This is a genomic window from Convivina praedatoris, from assembly GCF_933208495.1.
Lineage (GTDB): Bacteria > Bacillota > Bacilli > Lactobacillales > Lactobacillaceae > Convivina > Convivina praedatoris.
In genome coordinates, this window is record NZ_CAKOET010000001.1 from 1 (window position 1) to 18,769 (window position 18,769).

At 38.3% G+C, this 18,769-nt stretch carries 18 protein-coding genes, 6 tRNA genes and 1 rRNA gene; 21 read left to right on the top strand and 4 right to left on the bottom strand.

Translation table 11 applies throughout. The annotated features are described in order from the left end of the window. The 16 genes from rrf to M4974_RS00075 form a co-directional block, all read left to right on the top strand. Nucleotides 1-101: ribosomal RNA gene (rrf, locus tag M4974_RS07920) — 5S ribosomal RNA — on the top strand; the annotation flags it as partial. A gap of 30 nt (nt 102-131) precedes the next feature. Next, nucleotides 132-222, top strand: a tRNA-Ser gene (locus tag M4974_RS00005). A gap of 4 nt (nt 223-226) precedes the next feature. Next, nucleotides 227-299: transfer RNA gene (locus M4974_RS00010), tRNA-Val, on the top strand. Nucleotides 300-417: 118 nt separating this feature from the next. Continuing rightward, nucleotides 418-491, top strand: a tRNA-Trp gene (locus M4974_RS00015). 2 nt (nt 492-493) lie between these two features. Next, a tRNA-His gene (locus tag M4974_RS00020) sits at nt 494-566 on the top strand. Between the two features lie 26 nt (nt 567-592). Beyond that, nucleotides 593-676, top strand: a tRNA-Leu gene (locus M4974_RS00025). A gap of 112 nt (nt 677-788) precedes the next feature. Further along, entirely contained in the window at nt 789-1,511 is a 723-nt protein-coding gene (gene rsmG / locus M4974_RS00030; RefSeq protein ID WP_248705769.1) for a 16S rRNA (guanine(527)-N(7))-methyltransferase RsmG, read from the top strand. Between the two features lie 23 nt (nt 1,512-1,534). Continuing rightward, entirely contained in the window at nt 1,535-2,296 is a 762-nt protein-coding gene (locus M4974_RS00035; RefSeq protein ID WP_248705768.1) for a ParA family protein, read from the top strand. Then, a complete protein-coding gene (locus tag M4974_RS00040; RefSeq protein ID WP_248705767.1) occupies nt 2,286-3,188 on the top strand; it encodes a ParB/RepB/Spo0J family partition protein in 903 nt (300 codons plus the stop codon). Before M4974_RS00035 ends, M4974_RS00040 begins: the two co-directional genes overlap by 11 nt. 2 nt (nt 3,189-3,190) lie before the next feature. Next, entirely contained in the window at nt 3,191-3,394 is a 204-nt protein-coding gene (locus M4974_RS00045; RefSeq protein ID WP_248705766.1) for a DUF951 domain-containing protein, read from the top strand. 27 nt (nt 3,395-3,421) lie between these two features. Further along, nucleotides 3,422-4,522 (top strand): redox-regulated ATPase YchF, encoded by a 1,101-nt coding sequence (ychF, locus tag M4974_RS00050; RefSeq protein ID WP_248705765.1) that lies wholly within the window; start codon nt 3,422-3,424, stop codon nt 4,520-4,522. A 37-nt stretch (nt 4,523-4,559) separates the two neighbouring features. Continuing rightward, on the top strand, nt 4,560-5,264 hold the full coding sequence (locus M4974_RS00055) for a DUF1129 domain-containing protein (RefSeq protein WP_248705764.1): 705 nt from the start codon (nt 4,560-4,562) through the stop codon (nt 5,262-5,264). Nucleotides 5,265-5,267: 3 nt separating this feature from the next. After that, nucleotides 5,268-5,957, top strand: a complete 690-nt coding sequence (locus M4974_RS00060; RefSeq protein WP_248705763.1) for a response regulator transcription factor — start codon at nt 5,268-5,270, stop codon at nt 5,955-5,957. Nucleotides 5,958-6,046: 89 nt separating this feature from the next. Continuing rightward, nucleotides 6,047-7,072 (top strand): sensor histidine kinase, encoded by a 1,026-nt coding sequence (locus M4974_RS00065; protein ID WP_248715689.1) that lies wholly within the window; start codon nt 6,047-6,049, stop codon nt 7,070-7,072. Next, nucleotides 7,050-8,378 carry a D-alanyl-D-alanine carboxypeptidase family protein gene (locus tag M4974_RS00070; protein ID WP_248705761.1) on the top strand — a complete coding sequence of 443 codons (1,329 nt, stop codon included), beginning with the start codon at nt 7,050-7,052 and terminating at the stop codon, nt 8,376-8,378. The genes M4974_RS00065 and M4974_RS00070 overlap by 23 nt, the downstream gene beginning before the upstream one ends. A gap of 89 nt (nt 8,379-8,467) precedes the next feature. Further along, nucleotides 8,468-9,820, top strand: a complete 1,353-nt coding sequence (locus M4974_RS00075) for a glucose-6-phosphate isomerase (RefSeq protein WP_248705760.1) — start codon at nt 8,468-8,470, stop codon at nt 9,818-9,820. 35 nt (nt 9,821-9,855) lie between these two features. On the opposite strand, the gene M4974_RS00080 is transcribed toward M4974_RS00075, so the two are convergent. After that, the gene (locus M4974_RS00080; protein ID WP_248705759.1) at nt 9,856-10,470 is read right to left on the bottom strand and encodes a GntR family transcriptional regulator; all 615 of its coding nucleotides are present in this window, start codon (nt 10,468-10,470) and stop codon (nt 9,856-9,858) included. 178 nt (nt 10,471-10,648) lie between these two features. Here M4974_RS00080 and M4974_RS00085 point away from each other — a divergent pair, with 178 nt between their 5' ends. Both M4974_RS00085 and M4974_RS00090 read left to right on the top strand, forming a co-directional pair. Continuing rightward, entirely contained in the window at nt 10,649-11,845 is a 1,197-nt protein-coding gene (locus M4974_RS00085; RefSeq protein WP_248705758.1) for a quaternary amine ABC transporter ATP-binding protein, read from the top strand. Next, nucleotides 11,838-13,559, top strand: coding sequence for an ABC transporter permease/substrate binding protein (locus M4974_RS00090; protein ID WP_248705757.1), 1,722 nt, complete (start codon nt 11,838-11,840; stop codon nt 13,557-13,559). The genes M4974_RS00085 and M4974_RS00090 overlap by 8 nt, the downstream gene beginning before the upstream one ends. A 395-nt stretch (nt 13,560-13,954) precedes the next feature. Here M4974_RS00090 and M4974_RS00095 read toward each other — a convergent pair whose 3' ends face one another. The 3 genes from M4974_RS00095 to M4974_RS00105 are packed head-to-tail and all read right to left on the bottom strand — an operon-like array spanning nt 13,955 to nt 16,315. Continuing rightward, on the bottom strand, nt 13,955-15,184 hold the full coding sequence (locus M4974_RS00095) for an ABC transporter permease (RefSeq protein WP_248705756.1): 1,230 nt from the start codon (nt 15,182-15,184) through the stop codon (nt 13,955-13,957). Next, entirely contained in the window at nt 15,177-16,073 is an 897-nt protein-coding gene (locus M4974_RS00100) for an ABC transporter ATP-binding protein (RefSeq protein WP_248705755.1), read from the bottom strand. Before M4974_RS00100 ends, M4974_RS00095 begins: the two co-directional genes overlap by 8 nt. A 44-nt stretch (nt 16,074-16,117) precedes the next feature. Next, entirely contained in the window at nt 16,118-16,315 is a 198-nt protein-coding gene (locus M4974_RS00105) for a helix-turn-helix transcriptional regulator (protein ID WP_248705754.1), read from the bottom strand. A 157-nt stretch (nt 16,316-16,472) separates the two neighbouring features. Between M4974_RS00105 and M4974_RS00110 the strand changes: the two genes are divergently transcribed. From M4974_RS00110 to M4974_RS00120, 3 genes are all read left to right on the top strand, one after another. Next, nucleotides 16,473-16,544 (top strand) — tRNA-Glu (locus M4974_RS00110). Nucleotides 16,545-16,904: 360 nt separating this feature from the next. Continuing rightward, the gene (locus M4974_RS00115) at nt 16,905-17,315 is read left to right on the top strand and encodes a DUF722 domain-containing protein (RefSeq protein ID WP_089939327.1); all 411 of its coding nucleotides are present in this window, start codon (nt 16,905-16,907) and stop codon (nt 17,313-17,315) included. Nucleotides 17,316-17,565: 250 nt separating this feature from the next. Beyond that, nucleotides 17,566-18,324 carry a TraX family protein gene (locus M4974_RS00120; RefSeq protein ID WP_248715690.1) on the top strand — a complete coding sequence of 253 codons (759 nt, stop codon included), beginning with the start codon at nt 17,566-17,568 and terminating at the stop codon, nt 18,322-18,324. The last annotated feature ends 445 nt before the right edge of the window (nt 18,325-18,769 follow it).

Sequence of the window (18,769 nt, forward strand, 5' to 3'; positions counted from 1 at the left end):
TAGAGGAACCACCTGTATCCATCTCGAACACAGAAGTTAAGCTCTAGAGCGCCGAAAGTAGTGGCCGGAACGCTGGCTGTGAGGATAGGACGATGCGATGCCGTACATAGACAGAGAGAGCAGTGAAATTCGGAGAGGTGTCCGAGTCAGGCTGAAGGAGCACGGTTGGAAACCGTGTAAGCGGTGTAAGCTGCTTCGAGGGTTCGAATCCCTTTCTCTCCATATTGGACGCTTAGCTCAGCTGGGAGAGCACCTGCCTTACAAGCAGGGGGTCACAGGTTCGATCCCTGTAGCGTCCATTGTCGTGTGCTTATAATTTGAGTACGCAGCTCTCTCTTAAGCATGAACATTAGTTGTCTTTGTAGGGTGCGATTCCTTATCATGTTTTTCAGCTTTTGTGCTGATTTTTATTATAGTAGGGATATAGTTTAACGGTAGAATAGCGGTCTCCAAAACCGTTGATGGGGGTTCGATTCCCTCTATCCCTGCCATGGCGGTAGTGGTGAAGTGGTTAACACACTGGTTTGTGGATCCAGCATGCGAGGGTTCGATCCCCTTCTACCGCCCTTACAAAGTATTATTCTTTGTTTTTGCCGTTGTGGCGGAATTGGCAGACGCGCTGGACTCAAAATCCAGTGGTGGCAACACCGTGTGGGTTCGACTCCCACCGACGGCATTATCCTTGAGTTTATCTCAAGGTTTTTTTTGTTTTATTTGAATTTTGTTTACTTGCTAATCGTTATATTTTTAGGTATTCTAGGTTATGATACAGCTGTTTAGAATTGGAGATGATTTTGAAGAATAGTGATTTTTTACAGGCATTGGCTGAGCATGATATTTATTTAAATGAACAGCAAGAAAATCAATTTGAACGTTATTTTGAATTGTTGGTTGAGACAAATAGATTGTACAATTTAACTGCTATTACTGAACGAGATGATGTTTATTTAAAGCATTTTTATGATTCATTAACGTTAGCAATTTATGTACGCGATTTATCGCGGAATGATATTTCATTGGTTGATGTTGGTGCTGGTGCTGGTTTTCCATCCCTACCTTTAAAGATTTTATTTCCTAATTTAAACGTTACCATGATTGAGGCGTTAAACAAGAGAGTTTCTTTTTTGAAAAATGTTATTAGAGAGCTTAATCTTGATGGTGTCTCGGTGATTCATGGGCGAGCTGAAGATTTGGCACACGATAAGAATTATCGTGAGAAATTTGACTATGCGACTGCACGAGCCGTAGCTCGGACAAGTGTGCTTGCAGAATATACGTTGCCCTTTGTCCGTTTAAATGGGAAGTTGTTGGTTATGAAAGGCTCAGCAGCAGATGATGAATTGGCTGATGGGAAACGAGCTCTTACCTTACTAGGAGGACGCCTAGACGAACAGTTTGATTTCGAGCTATTCAATAATGATGCAAGGGTTATTCAAGTTGTTGAAAAAATGAATGAAACGCCTCGAAAATATCCTCGGCAGGCTGGTATACCAAGTAGAAAGCCGCTTTAAATAGCTTTTCAAAGGAGAGTGTAATGACGCATATTATCACCTTAGCCAATCAAAAGGGTGGTGTCGGGAAGACAACCACCAGTATTAATTTGGGAGCAGGCTTAGCGCAAGCTGGGCAGCGTGTTTTACTAGTTGATATTGATCCACAGGGTAATGCAACTTCTGGATTGGGCGTTGATAAATCAACTTTACATTCAAGTACATATGATGTTTTGTTAGGTAAAAGTGATATACAAAAAAATATAGTAGCTACCGATAATTTTGATTTATTGCCGGGTACGATTGAGCTTTCTGAAGTTGGAATTCAATTAGTTAATGTTGAAAATCGTGAATTTTGTTTAAAAGAGGCTTTGGCAAAGGTAGATGATCAGTATGATTTTATTTTAATTGACAACCCACCTTCATTGGGACTATTAACTATTAATTCGTTTACTGCAGCTAATTCAGTTCTAATTCCTGTCCAAACTGAGTTTTACGCTTTAGAGGGATTGGGTCAGTTGATTAATACTGTTGAATTAGTACGACAACAATTTAATCCGGAGCTGGAAATTGCTGGAATTTTATTAACCATGTATGATGGTCGGACTAATTTAGCAAAGCAAGTGAGTCAGGAAGTTCGGGATTACTTTGGTGATCGCGTATATAAAACAGTAGTGCCAAGAACAGTCCGGTTAAGTGAAGCACCTTCGTACGGACAATCAATTATCGACTTCGATCCTCGTAGTATTGGATCACGTGTTTATGAGGAATTATCCCAGGAGGTGTTAAAGCAATATGGCCAATAAGAAAGGTGGCTTGGGCAAAGGGATGGACTCATTATTTGGGACAAATCGGATTTCACCAAAGGCTTTAGCGCATTCTAAACAGGCAGTGCGAAATCCGGATGTGCAAGAACAAATTGTTAGTATTTCAATTGATAAGATTCAAGCGAACCCCTTTCAACCAAGAACAAATTTTCGTCCAGAATTAATCCAAGAGTTAGCCGATTCGATTAAGCAAAATGGTTTACTGACACCGATTATTGTGCGTCCAATGGGCAGTTATTATCAGATTATTGCTGGGGAACGTCGTCTTCGAGCAATTCAATTATTAAAGCGGACAGAAATTGCTGCAATTGTACGCACAACAAATGATGAAACTATGGCCACGTTGGCTCTAATTGAAAATCTACAACGAGACGATTTAAATCCAATCGAAGAAGCACAGGCTTTTCAGGTGATATTGGATCAAACTGGTATTTCTCAGAGCGAGTTGGCTCAAAATTTGGGCAAAGAACGGACTACCGTTGCTAATTCATTGCGGTTGTTAAAGTTACCTAAAAAGGTTCGAGATTTAGTAGAAGTTGACAGCTTATCAATGGGACAGGCCCGCGCACTTTTGGGATTGGAAAATCAAAGTTCACTAGAACACGTACTGTCACTTATTTTAGATAAAGATTTAAATGTTCGACAGACGGAACAGTTAGTTAAACAAGTTAATGAAGGACCTGTAGATTCCAAACCTGATAAACAAGTTTCACCTTATGCTTTAGATTTAGCCCATCAATTAGAAGAAAAGTTTGGTACCAAAGTGAAAGTTCAGGCTAGTCGGGGCGGTCGTGGAAAAATTGAAATTAATTATTTATCTCAAGAGGATTTGACTCGAATTTTATCCTTATTAGAAATTGAGGTTGATTGATCATGGCTACACCAGATTATCAATTACATGACATTGTTGAAATGAAAAAGCCACATGCCTGTGGAGTTAATTCTTGGGAAATCATGCGAGTTGGTGCAGATATTAAAATTACTTGTACTGCATGCCAACGGACAATTATGATGACACGTTTTAATTTTAATAAGCGAATTAAGCGTATTTTAAAAGCAGCATCGAAAATAAAATAAGTTATCAAGAAAAGAGGAAGTAGTTTCATGGCACTTACTGCTGGAATTGTTGGTTTACCAAACGTTGGGAAGTCAACATTATTTAATGCAATTACCAAGGCTGGGGCAGAAATGGCCAATTATCCCTTCGCTACAATCGAACCTAATGTGGGTATGGTAGAGGTGCCTGACAAGCGCTTAGAGAGAATTCAAGAAATTGAGCCCGCTGATAAAATTATTCCAACCACCTTTGAATTTACTGACATTGCTGGAATTGTGAAGGGTGCTTCTCAGGGAGAGGGCTTGGGTAATAAATTCTTAGAAAATATTCGTCAGGTAAATGCGATTGTGCATGTGGTACGTGCTTTTGATGATGATCAAATTATTCACGTTAATGGCGTGGTTAATCCACTTGATGATATTGACACAATTAATACCGAATTAATTTTAGCTGATTTAGAAGCAGTTGATAAGCGCTATGCTAAAGTTGCCCGGGCTGCTAAGGGTAGTGACAAAGAAGCAAAGTTAGAAGCAGCGGTACTAGAAAAAATTAAGCCAGTGTTGGAGGCGGGGAAATCTGTTCGCACGATTGATTTTAACGAGGAAGAACAAACTGTTGTAAAAGGGTTATTTTTGTTGACATCTAAACCTGTATTATATGTTGCTAATATTGCTGAAGATGAAATGGGCAATCCGACTCAGTCTGCTTATTACCAACAAATTCAAGAATTCGCCGCTAGTGAAAACGCAGAAGTAATTGCTTTATCAGCCAATGCTGAAGAGGAAATTACCCAATTAGATGAAGATGAAAAAGCTGATTACCTTGAATTAGCTGGTGTCGATGAACCTGGTTTGAACAAGTTAATCCGCGCCGCCTATCACTTATTGGACTTACGTACTTTCTTTACTGCTGGTGGGAAAGAAACTCGCGCTTGGACTTTTAAAGCGGGTGCTAAAGCGCCACAAGCAGCCGGTGTTATTCACTCTGATTTTGAACGTGGCTTTATTCGGGCCGAAACGATGAGCTTTGAAGATCTAGATCAGTATGGATCAGTTAAAGCTGTAAAAGAGGCCGGTAAGCTTCGTTCAGAAGGAAAAGAATATGTTGTGCAGGATGGCGATATTATCGAGTTTAGGTTTAACGTTTAATCTGAAAAAAATTTGCATCGAATAAATGGTGAATACTGTGACTGAAAATAATCATGAATTAACAAAGAAGAATCAAGATTTTATTTTTCAACTAAAAAAGCACCTAGATCATGCTGATATGCCTTCAGAAAAGATTGAAGGAGTTGTGCAAGAGGTTACTGATAATTTATTAGAAAAGCAGGGGAAGGGTACCACAGCCAGCCAATTATATGGTAGTCCTTTAAAGTTGGCTCAGCATTATTTAGATCCTAATGTCAATGCTAAGAAGTTGCACGATTATCCAGCGTGGGTATTGGCGGTTGATACTAGTTCAGTCTTGCTAATGTTTATGACGCTTTTTTTTGCTATTACAACTGGTATTTCGGCAGGATCACAGCAAGGACAAGGTGTTGGAATCGTTTCAGCAATTTTCCTATCAATTTGGGGTGGTGTGTTATACACGTTAGTAATGTTACATCTAATTCCTAACCCTAAAAGTTCTAAAAAAATTAATAAGTGGTCAGCATGGTTGTTAATTCCCTTAATTTTGATTGCCTGGGTTGGAGGATTTTTGGTAACAGTTGTGATTCCATCTGTTATCAACCCAGTTTTGCCAGGATATGGTAATGTAGCAGTGGCAGCCGTAACTTACTTGATTTACCGTTGGAACCGTAAGCAGGCCGGTATTCCATCTGGTGGTATTTTAGCTATTAGTAAGCTAGCGCAACAAGCACGTATGCAGAATCAAAATGACAAGGGCTAAACTATGAAAATTTTAGTTGTTGACGATGATTTAGAAATTGCTGAATTATTAGAAATATATCTTAAAAATGAAGGCTATGAACCAATTATTGCCAATGATGGTCGTGATGCCCTATCTAAATTGAATACCAATCCGGATATTGCCTTAATGATACTAGACATTATGATGCCGAACATGAGTGGCCAAGAGGTGTTAAAGGCTGTTCGTAAGGATACTCATATGCCCATTATTATGCTATCGGCTAAATCGAGTGATATGGATAAAATTCAAGGCCTTATTTCAGGGGCTGATGACTATGTCACGAAACCATTTAACCCGTTAGAAGTTATGGCTCGGGTACGTTCTTTACTACGACGGTCACAGAATTTAGTCAAGGAATCTAAACCAGATGTTTTGGATATTGGCTTTTTGGTTATTAACAAAGATAGTCACGAAGTGAAGACTGCTGCAGGTGAAATCGTTAATTTAACTGCCTTGGAATTTGGAATTTTATATCTGTTAGCTTCACATCCTAATCGGGTTTTCTCGGCGGATGATATTTTTGAAAGAGTTTGGCAGCAGGAATCAGTTGTTTCAGCTAAGACAGTTATGGTTCATGTTTCTCATTTGCGGGATAAATTGGAAGAAGCTACCCAAGGGGATCAGGTTATTCAAACTGTTTGGGGCGTCGGCTATAAGATTGAAGTTAGTTAATTATGATGAGTGGCAAAAGAAAAAAAAATATGTTGATCTTAATAGTAAGGTCAATGGGATGGTTAGTTGTTTCAATATTAGCAATATTAATGTTGTCAAATTTAATGGAACGCTATTTTTCTTGGTGGTCAGCGAGTTTCCGTTGGCCTTTTTTTTGCATCTTACTTGTATTAAATATATTCGGATTACTCATCGTAGATATTCGTAGTTGGCGTCGAAAGCGGAGTTTACAAGAGCTTAGTCATCAATTAATCGTATTAGCTAGTGAAAAACCTGAAACAAAAATTACGTGGGAGACAAACTCTTTCCCTGAATTACAGGAGCTAATTAAGGCTTTTAATCGTGTAAATAATCATTCGCAACAACTTTATCAAGAAGAATTAAAAGTCGAAAAATCCAAAGACGAAATGATGAGTAATATTTCTCATGATTTACGTACCCCTTTGACGACAATTATTGGTTATTTGGGGTTGGTAGTAAATCAGACTCAGACTCTTTCAGCTGAGGAACAACAAAAATATATTAAAACTGCTTATGATAAATCTAATCAAATGAAGGCTTTGGTTGAGGACTTATTTGAATTTTCTAAAACCCAATCGCAAGATGTTAACTTAAATTTAACCCAGTTTAATTTGGGTGATTTATTCGCCCAACTTTTAGCCAGTTATGAGTTAGAGGCGCAGCAACGTGGAATTACTTTGAGTTATGATATTAGTCCCAAACTCATTGTCATGTACGGAGATTCTGATAAGTTAGCACGAGTTTTCATTAATTTGTTGAATAATGCCTTTAAATACGCTGATGGGGCTACATTTATCAAACTAACTGCTCAGATAAAAGAACGCAACATGGCTGAAATACATGTGGTTAATAATGGGGCGGCAATTCCTAGTGCCTCTATTAAAGATCTGTTTGATCGTTTCTATCGAGTAGATAATTCACGAAATAGTAGTACTGGTGGCAGTGGCTTAGGTTTAGCCATAGTAAAAGGGATCGTTTCTCAGCATCAGGGAAAAATTTGGGTTGAATCTGACCAAGATTTGACTGCTTTTATAATTAAAATGCCTTTGAGTCAATCAGAAGAGGAAAGCAATGATTCGCCTGGAAAAAATTAAAAATAAAAATACTAAATTTCGCTACTTCTTATGGTTAATTATTTTGATTATCTTGGTAATTGTCGGTCACTACGGGCAAGTAGCTTTTACTCGACATGGTAATCTAGTAAAAATGGATTTAGTTGAAAAACCGACTAAATTAGATGTTAAAGCTAATTCGGCCCTGGTAGTTGATTGTACAACCGGACAAATTTTGGGCGAGAAAAATGCCGATGAACAGGTTAAGATTGCTTCTCAAAGTAAAATGTTGACGGCTTATGGCGTACTGCAAGCCGTGAAAAAGGGTCATATTAAGTGGGATGATCAGGTAACGATTCCGGCTAATGCCGATTTATCCAAGCAACAAAAAGAGACATTTTCGCATTTAGAAATTCGTACTGGTGATCGGGTATCGGTTCGTGATCTTTACACGGCCATGTTTACTAATTCTGCCAATGATGCAGCCTTTGCTTTGGCAAGTTATTTAACTCCGGCTAACAAAAGTACTCAATCTGTGTTGCAAGGTTGGGCCAAGGAACTGAAGCTCAGTAAATCTGAGTGGTATAACGCAGCTGGACAGCAAAATGGGGATGCTTTTGATAATCGGATTAAAACTGAACCAGTTTCGGCGGCGAATCATGCCAGTGCTAAAGAAGTGGCCCAAATTGCTAGTGCTGATTTAACCTTGGATCCAAACTTAAAAACAGTGGGGCAACAGCCTTATTTAACATATACCAAAAATGGTCGGATTAAGACTACTATTTTAACTGATTTTGGACAAGATAACGGCCAAATTGCGGCCCAATTAAAAAGTCCGTATAATTTATCTATTGTTGGTCTTAAAACCGGTTCAACGCCGGAATCAGGCGCTGCTTTAACTGCTATAGTGACAGATGGACAAGGAAACGAATTTTTGACAGTTATCAATGGTGCTGGTGATTATGAAGATCATGTTCAGCGTTTTCAAAAATCTCTTGACATGGTTGGACAGGTTTTAAATGAAAAGCAAGCACACACATATCACAGTGGTGACACTCTGCAGGAAATGCTGGCGCCCAATACGCAAGCTGGTAAAATAGCAGTGCATGTGGCTAATACTCAAACCTTTTGGGTTAAAAAGGGAGAATCATTAGCATTAAAGATTCCTGATCATACCACTGAATCGAAAATTAAAAAGGATGAACTTATTGGCACTGCCGTGCCTAAATTGAAAGCTGAGTATTTGCCATCAAATATAAATCGGCAACAAAATATTTTATTAGCCAGCAGTCAAAGCAGTAATCCTGCTAATAATTGGGAGAAAATTTTACGCTGGATTTGGCCTTGATTTGTGAAATAAGTACTTGAATGTTCTTTACCACGAGGAATATGCTATAATCGTGGTAGCGTTTACAATAACAGAAAGGGTTAATTGTTATGACACATATAAAACTAAATACTCAGCATGTAGCACCATTTATGAGTGAACATGAGTATGAAGAAGTGCGGCCTTTAATCGCCATGGCAGATCAAGAATTACGCCAAGGAACTGGTGCAGGAGCAGAATATTCAGATTGGTTAACCTTACCAACTGATTATGATCGTGCAGAATTTAAGAAAATTCAAGCAGCGGCTAAAAAGATTCAATCTGATTCTAAAATTTTAGTTGTGATTGGGATTGGGGGCTCTTATTTAGGGGCCAAGATGGCTTATGAGTTCTTACACCCTTCGTTCAACAATGAATTAGTTGCCAATCAGCAGACTGGGGTTAAGGTTTACTTTGCTGGTAATTCACTATCTTCAACTTATTTGACAGACTTAATTCGTGTAATTGGTGATCAAGACTTTTCTGTAAATGTAATTTCTAAATCTGGTACCACTACTGAACCTTCTGTAGCTTTTAGAATCTTTAAGCAATTACTAGAAAAAAAGTACGGTACTGAGGGAGCTAAGAAGCGTATCTATGCTACTACCGATGCTAGTCGAGGAGCATTGTATGAAGAATCCCAAGAAGCAGGATACGAAACATTTGTTATTCCAAATGGGATTGGCGGACGGTTCTCAGTTTTGACGGCGGTTGGTTTATTGCCAATTGCTGCTAGTGGTGGGGACATTGAGCAATTAATGGCTGGTGCCAAAGCTAGTCAAGACGATTATAGTCAACCCAACTTGGATGATAATGATGCTTATCGTTATGCAGCTATTCGTCGCACTCTGTATGATAAGGGCTTTACAACGGAATTATTAATTACTTGGGAGCCAAGTATGCGTTACTTAGCTGAATGGTGGAAACAATTAATGGGTGAGTCTGAAGGAAAGAACCACAAAGGTATTTATCCTTCTTCGGCTAATTTCTCAACTGATTTGCACTCTCTAGGACAATATATTCAAGATGGTCGGCGGGATTTGTTTGAAACGGTGATTCGTTTGGATAATCCGCAGGCTGATTTGGACTTACCTAAAATGGCTGAAAATCGTGATGGATTGCAGTACCTAGAAGGTATGACAGTTAACGATATTAACGCTACTGCGGCTAATGGGGTAGCTTTGGCCCATGTTGACGGTGGTGTTCCTAATATCGCTGTTCATATTCCTAAACAAGATGCCTATACTTTAGGTTATATGATTTACTTCTTTGAATTGGCTGTTGCAATCTCAGGATATAGCTTCGCCATTAATCCATTTAATCAACCTGGTGTGGAAGATTATAAGAAAGCTATGTTTGCTCTTTTGGGCAAGCCGGGTTATGAAGTTGAAACCAAAGCATATCGTGCTCGTTTAGATCAGTAATAAAAAAAAGACTTGAAAATTTTTTCAAGTCTTTTTTAGTTAAAAAATTGTTGCATGGCTTGCATACTTTTATCGGCACCAACAAAATAAACAGTGTCACCTGGCTCAATCACGGCGTAAGGACCCGGAGATAAGATTAAATCGTTTTGATGTAGGATGGCCACTACGGTAGCCCCCGTATTTTGCCAAATATTTAGCTTTCCAATCGATTGGTGTAATTTATCACTGGCAGTATTGGGGATGTATTCATAAGGGGACATAGGGCTATGCTGTTTAATTTGCACTGTTTGTTCTTGTAAGGTTTGTAAGAGATCTTTAAGTTGGTTTAGATTATTACTCTGTGTTTGTAAAATATCTTTAATCTTTTGGTTGGTAGCTTGAATATCTTGACTTTCCTTAGTACTGTTTAAGAAATACTGAGCCTTTTCGCGGGATAGAACCTCAACACCACTACCATGGACTGGTTTTACAATACCTAAATCGGCTAAAACGCTAATAGCTTTGCGGGCAGTTTCGGCTGATACACCAAAGGTAGCTGCTAAAGTTGAACGTGCATGTAATTTTTGGCCAACTAGAAAATGATTGTCCACAATATGTTGGGCAATTTCTTGGGCAATTCTATGGTAACGTGGTTCACGAATTTTTGGCATATGACTAATATCCTTGGAGTTATATGAATAATTAAAAAATAGGAATGTGAGAAATTTGACAAAAGTGACCACTAATGTGAAAATAGTAGATGGTCACTATTGACCACCACTTACATTGAACGGGTGGTCACTTGTAGTTTATTTTAAAATACATAGTTAGTCAATACTGGGAGGATATATGCCTAAAGTTGAAATTAAGCATCTAACTAAGATTTTTGGAAAGCATCAAAAAGCAGCCTTAAAGATGGTTAAAGAAAATCGTAGTAAAGATGAAATTTTAGAAAAAACCGGTAGTACGGTTGGGGTTTACGACATTAATCTTGAAATTGAAACCGGTGAAATATTTGTCATTATGGGACTATCCGGTTCCGGTAAATCAACCTTAATTCGTTTGTTGAATCGGTTAATTGAACCGACCAGTGGACAAATTTTTATTGATGGAAATGAAATCACTCATTTAAATAAGCGACAAATGTTAGAAATTCGCCGTAAGAAAATGAGTATGGTTTTCCAGAACTTTGGTTTGTTTCCACATCGGACGCTGTTAGAAAATACTGAATATGGTTTGGAAGTTCAAGGAGTTCCAGCTGAAGAACGGACTAGGCGAGCAGAAGCAGCTTTAAATAATGCCAAATTATTGTCTTTTAAGGATCAGTACCCTAGCCAATTGTCCGGTGGTATGCAACAACGAGTCGGTTTAGCGCGTGCGCTGACTAATGACCCAGATGTGCTTTTAATGGATGAAGCCTTTTCTGCCTTAGATCCTTTGGTTCGACGGGAGATGCAAGATGAATTACTTGATTTACAGGCTAATGTGCAAAAGACCATTATCTTTATTACCCATGATCTAAATGAAGCATTACGTTTGGGTGACCGGATTGCCATCATGAAGGATGGTCAGTTACAGCAAGTGGCTACTGGAGAAGAAATTTTAACTAATCCAGCTAACGATTACGTTCGAAGCTTCGTTGAAGACGTTGATCGTTCCCGTGTTTTGGTAGCCGAAAGTATTATGGTACCAGGATTTACGGCTAATGTTGATACTGATGGGCCTAATGTTGCTTTGCACCGTATGTCTAAAGAGGAAGTTTCTGGTCTGGTGGCTATTACTAAACAGCGTAAATTCTTAGGTTACCTAACATCGGATGAAGTTGTGAAGGCACGTAAAGAACAAAAGTCTTTGCGAGATGTTGTGGAACCGATGCCAACCGTTACACCAGATACTCTGATTGCTGATATCATGCCAATTATTTACGATGCCAAATCACCGGTAGCAGTTGTTGATGAGGACCAACGATTAAAGGGAATTATCATTCGTGGAGCCGTGATTGAGGCACTAGCTGCTACGGAGGGAGATGAACATAACGATGCCTAATTTAATGATGACTTCTAAACTACCATTAGAACAATGGATTAGTGATGCAGTGGCCTGGTTGACCCAAAATTGGGCTGGATTTTTTAATTTAATTCAACAATTGGGTCAAGGTGTTATGGATGGCTTAACTGGTTTTCTAATTGCCATTCCAATGCCGTTAATGATTGCTGGTTTAACAATTATTGCTATTGTAACTAGTCCCAAGAAATGGGGTTTCCCGGTCTTAGTTTTGGCGGGACTTGGCTTGGTTGCTAATCAGGGATTGTGGAATGATTTGATGAATACTACCACACTTGTTGTGATGGCAAGTGCGGTTTCCTTAATTGTTGGTATTCCATTAGGAATTATTATGGCCAAGTCAGTTAAGACTGAGGCGATTGTTAAGCCAATTTTGGATTTCATGCAAACCATGCCAGCCTTTGTTTATTTAATTCCAGCCGTAGCCTTCTTTGGTATCGGGGTGGTACCGGGTGTTTTTGCTTCGGTTATCTTTGCTCTACCACCAGTAGTTAATTTTACTAACTTGGGCATTCAACAAGTACCAGTGGCTTTGGTTGAGGCAGCTGATTCGTTTGGTTCAACTACTTGGCAAAAACTTTTTAAACTTGAATTACCTAATGCTAAAAACACGATCATTGCGGGAATCAAGCAAACAATTATGCTAGCACTTTCAATGGTCGTAACCGCTTCGATGATTGGGGCACCGGGATTGGGACGAGGAGTCTTATCAGCTGTGCAACATGCTGATGTTGGTTCTGGTTTCGTAAATGGAATTGCTTTGGTTATTTTGGCAATTATAATTGACCGTTTTATTCAGAAGTTAGATACTAATCCAGAACAAGTTCAGGCCGTGAGCCATGGTAATGTACGAAAGTGGATTGTCTGGGGAACGATTGTGGTCATTGCACTAGGTGGTGTCGTAAACGGTATGATGAGCCAAAAGGCAACTGGTAAAAAAGTTAACATTGGTTATGTTCAATGGGATTCCGAAGTTGCCTCTACCAATGTTTTAGCTGAGGCGATGCGCCAACATGGTTATAATGTGACTATGACTCCTTTGGATAACGCCGTTTTATGGCAGTCGTTAGCTAATAAACAAGTTGATGCTACTTTATCAGCTTGGTTACCAAACACGCACAAACAGCTTTATAGTAAGTATAAGAATGACGTGTCGGTCTTAGGACCAAACTTAAAGGGTGTACGTTTGGGCTTAGTGGTTCCTGATTATATGGATGTTAATTCAATTAGCGATTTAACCAATCAGGCTAATAAAACGATTGTTGGTATTGAGCCGGGCGCTGGTATTATGGCAGCTGCCCAAAAGACCATTGATGCTTATCCTAATTTATCGGGATGGCAATTGCAGGCCTCATCTTCAGGAGCCATGTCAACGGCGCTGGATAAAGCTTATAAGAGTAAACAACCAATTGTTATAACTGGTTGGTCACCACATTGGATGTTTTCTAAGTATCATTTAAAGTATTTGGAAGATCCTAAGGGGACCATGGGTACTACTGAAAATATTAATACAGTGGTGCGTAAAGATTTGAAGAAAACTAGTCCGGACGTTTACAAGGTTATGAAGAAATTCAAGTGGTCTAAGGACGACATGGAACAAACCATGCTAGAAATTCAAAATGGTAAGTCCCCAGAGGCAGCAGCTGCTGATTGGATTAAAGCTCATCAAAAACAAGTTGATCAATGGTTTGACTAAGTACAAATTTAATACAAATCCGAAATCATATTGATTTCGGATTTTTTTAGAATTTCTTGAGGCCGAAAAGAGCTTTTTATCAAAGTGGTAGTTAAGGCCGACACAATTTTATTAGTTTTCCCTTAAATTTGGCGGTCCTTCGTGAGGAAACCTTGCCTTATTTCTTGATGTATTATCTTACCAATACATATTGACTTGGGCGATTGCTGCTTTGCAATTCTGGTCAATGAAGCCCCATGGGGACGTTAAATATGCTGCCAAGGTGGTCACAACAAGAACATTGTATTTTTTAGTAGTTATTTCAATTGTTAATAATGTTAATTAATGGTATTTTTCAATAAATGAAAAAACCTAAGTCCATGGACTTAGGCCGTTTATGATGCAGGTAATTTCGATTAGTGTTTTACTTTTCTAAAAGCCTGCAAGAGTTGTTTCGTAATATTTTCGTCGCTATAAGATAGTACATTTTTAGCGTAAAGTTTTTCACCATAATGGGTTAATGCTATTAGGGTCAGTGCCGCTAGAACCAAAGAAATAATGGCTTGTAACCAACTAGCTTGGTGATTAGCCAGTTGGCCGGGCATGAGTGATTGGGACATAAAGGGGATATAACTAAGGACTTTAATTAAGCCATTTTGGTTACCCATTGAACCAGATAAAGCACCAATTAGGTAGGGAATCATTGCTAGCATTGTAATTGGAGAAAGAGCTTGCTGAATCTGAGAATTATCGTTGACTAACGAAGCGGTAATGGCTGCTAGAACCAAGTAGAGACTTGTTGCAATTAAGATACAACAGATGGTGTAGATTAAAAATAACGGGGTGATACTTGATAAAAGCTTTAATCCTTGTTGAAAAATTGGCTGATTCCGGGCAACTAAATAGGTACCTGTACCAGCTAAGAGATAGGCTAATAGTTGGGTTGCTAAGAGGGCAATGATGCCAATGATCTTACCTAAATATTGGATATGAGCCGAAGAAGCGGCTAGGAGTGTTTCCATGATACGAGAAGATTTTTCGTTGGCAATCTCATTAGCAATAATGGAAGCATAGGTCATGACAATAATCATAATAATGACACTTACACCCGTTGTTAAGAGGCCATTTACAATTGCATTACTGGTACTATCTTGGCTATGGTGGTCGTCTTGTACAATACCAGTTACCTTGTAAGGGTTGGTGATGGCGTTGATTTGTTCGGTATTTAGGCCGTATTGTTGTGCTCTATCTTGGAGTGATAGTTGCTTTAGAAAATTTTGGAGTTGATCTTGATCGATTCGATTACTTTTAGGTTGGGTAATTAACGTTGCTTGATTATCACCAATTTTTAAAATGGCATCAATTTTATCTTTTTTAAGTGCCTGTTGAGCGGTTTGGTCATCGGTAATCGTACTGATTCTAATATTCAGTTGATTTTGTTGCTGCTTTAATTCAGTTCTGATGGTTGATTGATTAATAACTGCGACAGTTGCTGGACTGTCATTTTGAAAAAAAGTAAAACCGGCTCCAATTGTTGCTCCAACTATTAGTAAAATAAAAGGGCCCAAAACCATCCACCAAAAGCTTTTACTCTTTAGGTGGGTAAAGTAGGTATGTTTGATAGTGAGAATAAGTTGGTTATTCATGAATTGCGACCTCCTGGCGGAAAATTTCATCAAGGGTTGGTGGTTGTTGACTAAAGGCAGGGATGTAACCGTTGGCAGTGACTAGCTTGAATATCTCAGGACCAACTGTTTCATCATCTAAAGTTACCTGCCAACCAGCGCCGCTGTTTTTGATATTTTTAACACCGGCTAATTGTGCTAGGCTTTGAGCGTTAAAATTAGGTGCTTCTAGATAAAGATTAGTCCGACCGAATTGTTCTCGAATATCTTGTAGGGGTCCCTGAAGTACTGTTTTACCCTGTTTGAGCATGGTTAGATGATCGGAAATTTTAGTTACATTATTCATATCATGACTGGAAAAAATGATCATTGCCCCTTGATCACGAAAACGTAAAATTTCATCCATCATCAAGCTCGTGTTAACTGGATCAAGACCTGAAAAAGGTTCATCTAAAATGATAAAATCAGGTTGGAAAATTAAGGCCGCAATCATTTGGACTTTTTGAGCGTTTCCCTTGGAAAGTTTTTGCACCTTGTCAGTTGGCTTGCCGACGACGGCGAGGCGGTCCATCCAGTGTTTAAGAGCTTGTTGGGCATCAACACGGGCCATGCCGTGTAATTGAGCCAGGTAAAGAATTTGTTCTTCAATAGTTTGTTTTTGGTAAAGTCCGCGTTCCTCAGGAAGAAAACCAATTTGTTGACGTTGGCGGAGGGTCAAGGGGTGACCATTCCAGGCAATTGTGCCACTTGTTGGTTGGATAAAATTAAGAATCATGCGAAAAGTGGTAGTTTTACCAGCACCATTTTGTCCAATCAAACCCATGACTTCACCAGGTTTGAGGGTGATGTTTAAATCGTTAACGGCTGAATAGTTACCAAATGTTTTATTAATATGGTGAAGTTCTAGCATAAAAGAGTCCTTTTTAATGACGTATTTAATTGATTGAGATATTTTTATTGATCTTCATAAATAAAAATATCTTCAATCGACTGGTTGAAAAAGTGGGCGATGCGGTAGGCTAACAGTAAAGAGGCGGTATATTTACCTTTTTCTAAGGCAATGATGGTCTGGCGGCTGACTTCAAGTTGATCGGCTAACTGGGCCTGGGTGATTTGGTGTTCTTTACGTAATTGTTGAATATTATTTTTCAAATATGACCTCCTTAAGTAAAGCTAACTTTACATTAAATTTATCATAGGCCCATTTCAATGTAAAGTTGGGTTAACATTTAATTGGGAAATTAGAAAAAGTATATTTTCTAATTGACGAATGACCCTTCATCTAGTAAACTGGTAAATGTTGTTAACTGGCCCCATGGTCAAGTGGTTAAGACGTCGCGTTCTCAGCGCGGAATCGAGGGTTCGACTCCCTCTGGGGCTACTAGGTATTAAATTGAAGTAACTAAGAGGGGCTAAGAAGCACTAAAAGGTGCATTCTTAAGCCTTTTTTGTTTTTTACAGGTTGATTGAATAACTAAGAGAAACTAAGAAAAACTAGGGAAAACTTCCCACAAAACGCCCCACAAAATAAATAGTCCTATCAGCAATGTAACGGCATTTAAGCCGTTTTTTATTTGTTCAAATGCCCCACAAACTTCCCGTAAATAGTAAAATACTTTGTTAGTATATTGTTGATGTGAATAGGACAAGTGTGTTTACAAGCACGGTTGTTAGACCACCGTAGTTATAACTACGCAGGTAAAAGATAGATACCAGTACATAGTTGATTGATGGGGGATGAATGGCAGACTACAAAGACAGAATATTAAAAGCCTACTTCACTGGTAAGATGGCGTTAGCAATTAAACAACGAGCTTTTAACGTCAAGCATGGCCACAATACGCAAGACGATATAAACCGAGGCATTCATGCTCAAAACACTATCAGTAGGCAAGCAGAGACTCAAATAGCTGTGATAGATGGCGACCCGTACATAAACGCTACTAGGGAGGCCATGGAGTATATTAGTGAGTGGCTAGAAGTCTTTGATGAGTTAGATCAACAAATTATCAAACTAAGATACACAGGCCATAGCTGGGTAAACATTGAGCAGCGGCTACTTATTAGTAAGAGTGCAGGTCAAAGACGTCTTAATGAGTCTAAGACATGGCTAGTGCTAGATAATAGCTACTTGCTCGGCATAAGGTCGTAAGAATCTGATAAAACTTAATATAACAAGAGTCATTAACTTAGTGCTGAATTGCAGACTAATATAACAAAAGTAGTCCTAAATATACCTGTTGTTTGATGATAGTAGATAATCATTGTTTAGAAATTAACTCTCATTAGAGTATTGGAATATAACAAATTGTAAGGGTGTCTAACTAGTCTAGTTGTTACACTAGTTTCATTATAAAAAATAGGGAAGGGAAAATTTAATCATGTCTGTTGTCAGAAAAGGAATGAATACTTTTGATATTAAGATACTAGGGATTATCTTAATGTTTGTTGATCATATTCATCAAATGTTTTTCTATGCCGTGCCCCAGTGGATCGACTATTTTGGTAGACCAGTAGCTACACTTTTTTTCTTTGTTAGTGTTGTTGGGTTTTCGCATACTAGTAACAAAAAGAAATATCTATTACGCCTATATATTGGTAGCTTGATTATGGTTATTGGTAGTGCGTTAATAGGACATTTAGCGCCAGCTAGTGGGCCAATGAGTAATTTTGGATTAGCTAATAATATTTTTCGAGATTTATTTTTGGGTGTTGTTTTAATGTATGGTGTTGATGCTTTTCAACACTTTATTAAGACTCGGAAAATTTTGGACTTTTTGAAGGGAGCTTTGTTACTTAGTTTACCAATATTATTATCAATCCCAGTTTTATTTGCAGGACAATTACCGACTGCGATTCTTATTGGATACACTACACTAGTTCCCAATATTTTGATTACCGAAAATACTTTTATGATTTATGTAATTCCACTATTGTATGTTTTTCGTAAGAAACGTTTATTGCAAATACTGATCATTGTGCTAACGTCTATGATTTTCCTTGTTACTGGTGGCGGCTCACAATGGCTAATGATTTTTGCCGCAATTCCAGTATATTTATTTAATGGAGAAAAAGGTAACAGTATGAGAGGGTTCTTCTATGCTTTCTATCCAATTCACATTTGGATTCTTTATGCGCTGTCTTGCTGGATTAGTGGTTAAGTACAGTCCAGTAATATTGCTAATTCTAAGGGAAAATTAATATAATTTTGAACAACGTTTAAACGTGTTTTAAGGTCGTTTGAACGTTTTTATTTTGCATTGGTATATCTTGCAAGAACGAAAACATAAAAAGCCAGATAACCTCGAATCCATTGGTACCATCAAGAGACGTCAATGGGAGGGTAAAAAGCCATGTTTAAGCGATTTTGATTAGACTATGCTTAACAAAAAAGTCGTGATTAAAAAGTTGCGGTTAAAATATAAAAGACCGACATAATGGATATGTACATTATTTTTAACCACATTAAAGAGTAAATATTGTTCAAAGTTCTTGATGGTCATGAATTAGTTAAGTTATTTTTAAACATGTCATAGATAAGCCAAAAAGACCCTAAATGTGGCAAAATTAAATAGTGTATATTTATTCTTTGAAAGTTAGATGGTG

Bases quoted from the DNA above. Each gene is read 5' to 3' on its own strand.
- ychF (WP_248705765.1), top strand. From the start codon at position 3,422: ATGGCACTTACTGCTGGAATTGTTGGTTTACCAAACGTTGGGAAGTCA.
- M4974_RS00080 (WP_248705759.1), bottom strand. From the start codon at position 10,470: ATGCCAAAAATTCGTGAACCACGTTACCATAGAATTGCCCAAGAAATT.
- M4974_RS00100 (WP_248705755.1), bottom strand. From the start codon at position 16,073: ATGCTAGAACTTCACCATATTAATAAAACATTTGGTAACTATTCAGCC.
- M4974_RS00070 (WP_248705761.1), top strand. From the start codon at position 7,050: ATGATTCGCCTGGAAAAAATTAAAAATAAAAATACTAAATTTCGCTAC.
- M4974_RS00115 (WP_089939327.1), top strand. From the start codon at position 16,905: ATGGCAGACTACAAAGACAGAATATTAAAAGCCTACTTCACTGGTAAG.
- M4974_RS00075 (WP_248705760.1), top strand. From the start codon at position 8,468: ATGACACATATAAAACTAAATACTCAGCATGTAGCACCATTTATGAGT.
- M4974_RS00045 (WP_248705766.1), top strand. From the start codon at position 3,191: ATGGCTACACCAGATTATCAATTACATGACATTGTTGAAATGAAAAAG.
- rsmG (WP_248705769.1), top strand. From the start codon at position 789: ATGATTTTGAAGAATAGTGATTTTTTACAGGCATTGGCTGAGCATGAT.
- M4974_RS00060 (WP_248705763.1), top strand. From the start codon at position 5,268: ATGAAAATTTTAGTTGTTGACGATGATTTAGAAATTGCTGAATTATTA.
- M4974_RS00085 (WP_248705758.1), top strand. From the start codon at position 10,649: ATGCCTAAAGTTGAAATTAAGCATCTAACTAAGATTTTTGGAAAGCAT.
- M4974_RS00035 (WP_248705768.1), top strand. From the start codon at position 1,535: ATGACGCATATTATCACCTTAGCCAATCAAAAGGGTGGTGTCGGGAAG.
- M4974_RS00065 (WP_248715689.1), top strand. From the start codon at position 6,047: ATGTTGTCAAATTTAATGGAACGCTATTTTTCTTGGTGGTCAGCGAGT.
- M4974_RS00090 (WP_248705757.1), top strand. From the start codon at position 11,838: ATGCCTAATTTAATGATGACTTCTAAACTACCATTAGAACAATGGATT.
- M4974_RS00120 (WP_248715690.1), top strand. From the start codon at position 17,566: ATGAATACTTTTGATATTAAGATACTAGGGATTATCTTAATGTTTGTT.
- M4974_RS00095 (WP_248705756.1), bottom strand. From the start codon at position 15,184: ATGAATAACCAACTTATTCTCACTATCAAACATACCTACTTTACCCAC.
- M4974_RS00040 (WP_248705767.1), top strand. From the start codon at position 2,286: ATGGCCAATAAGAAAGGTGGCTTGGGCAAAGGGATGGACTCATTATTT.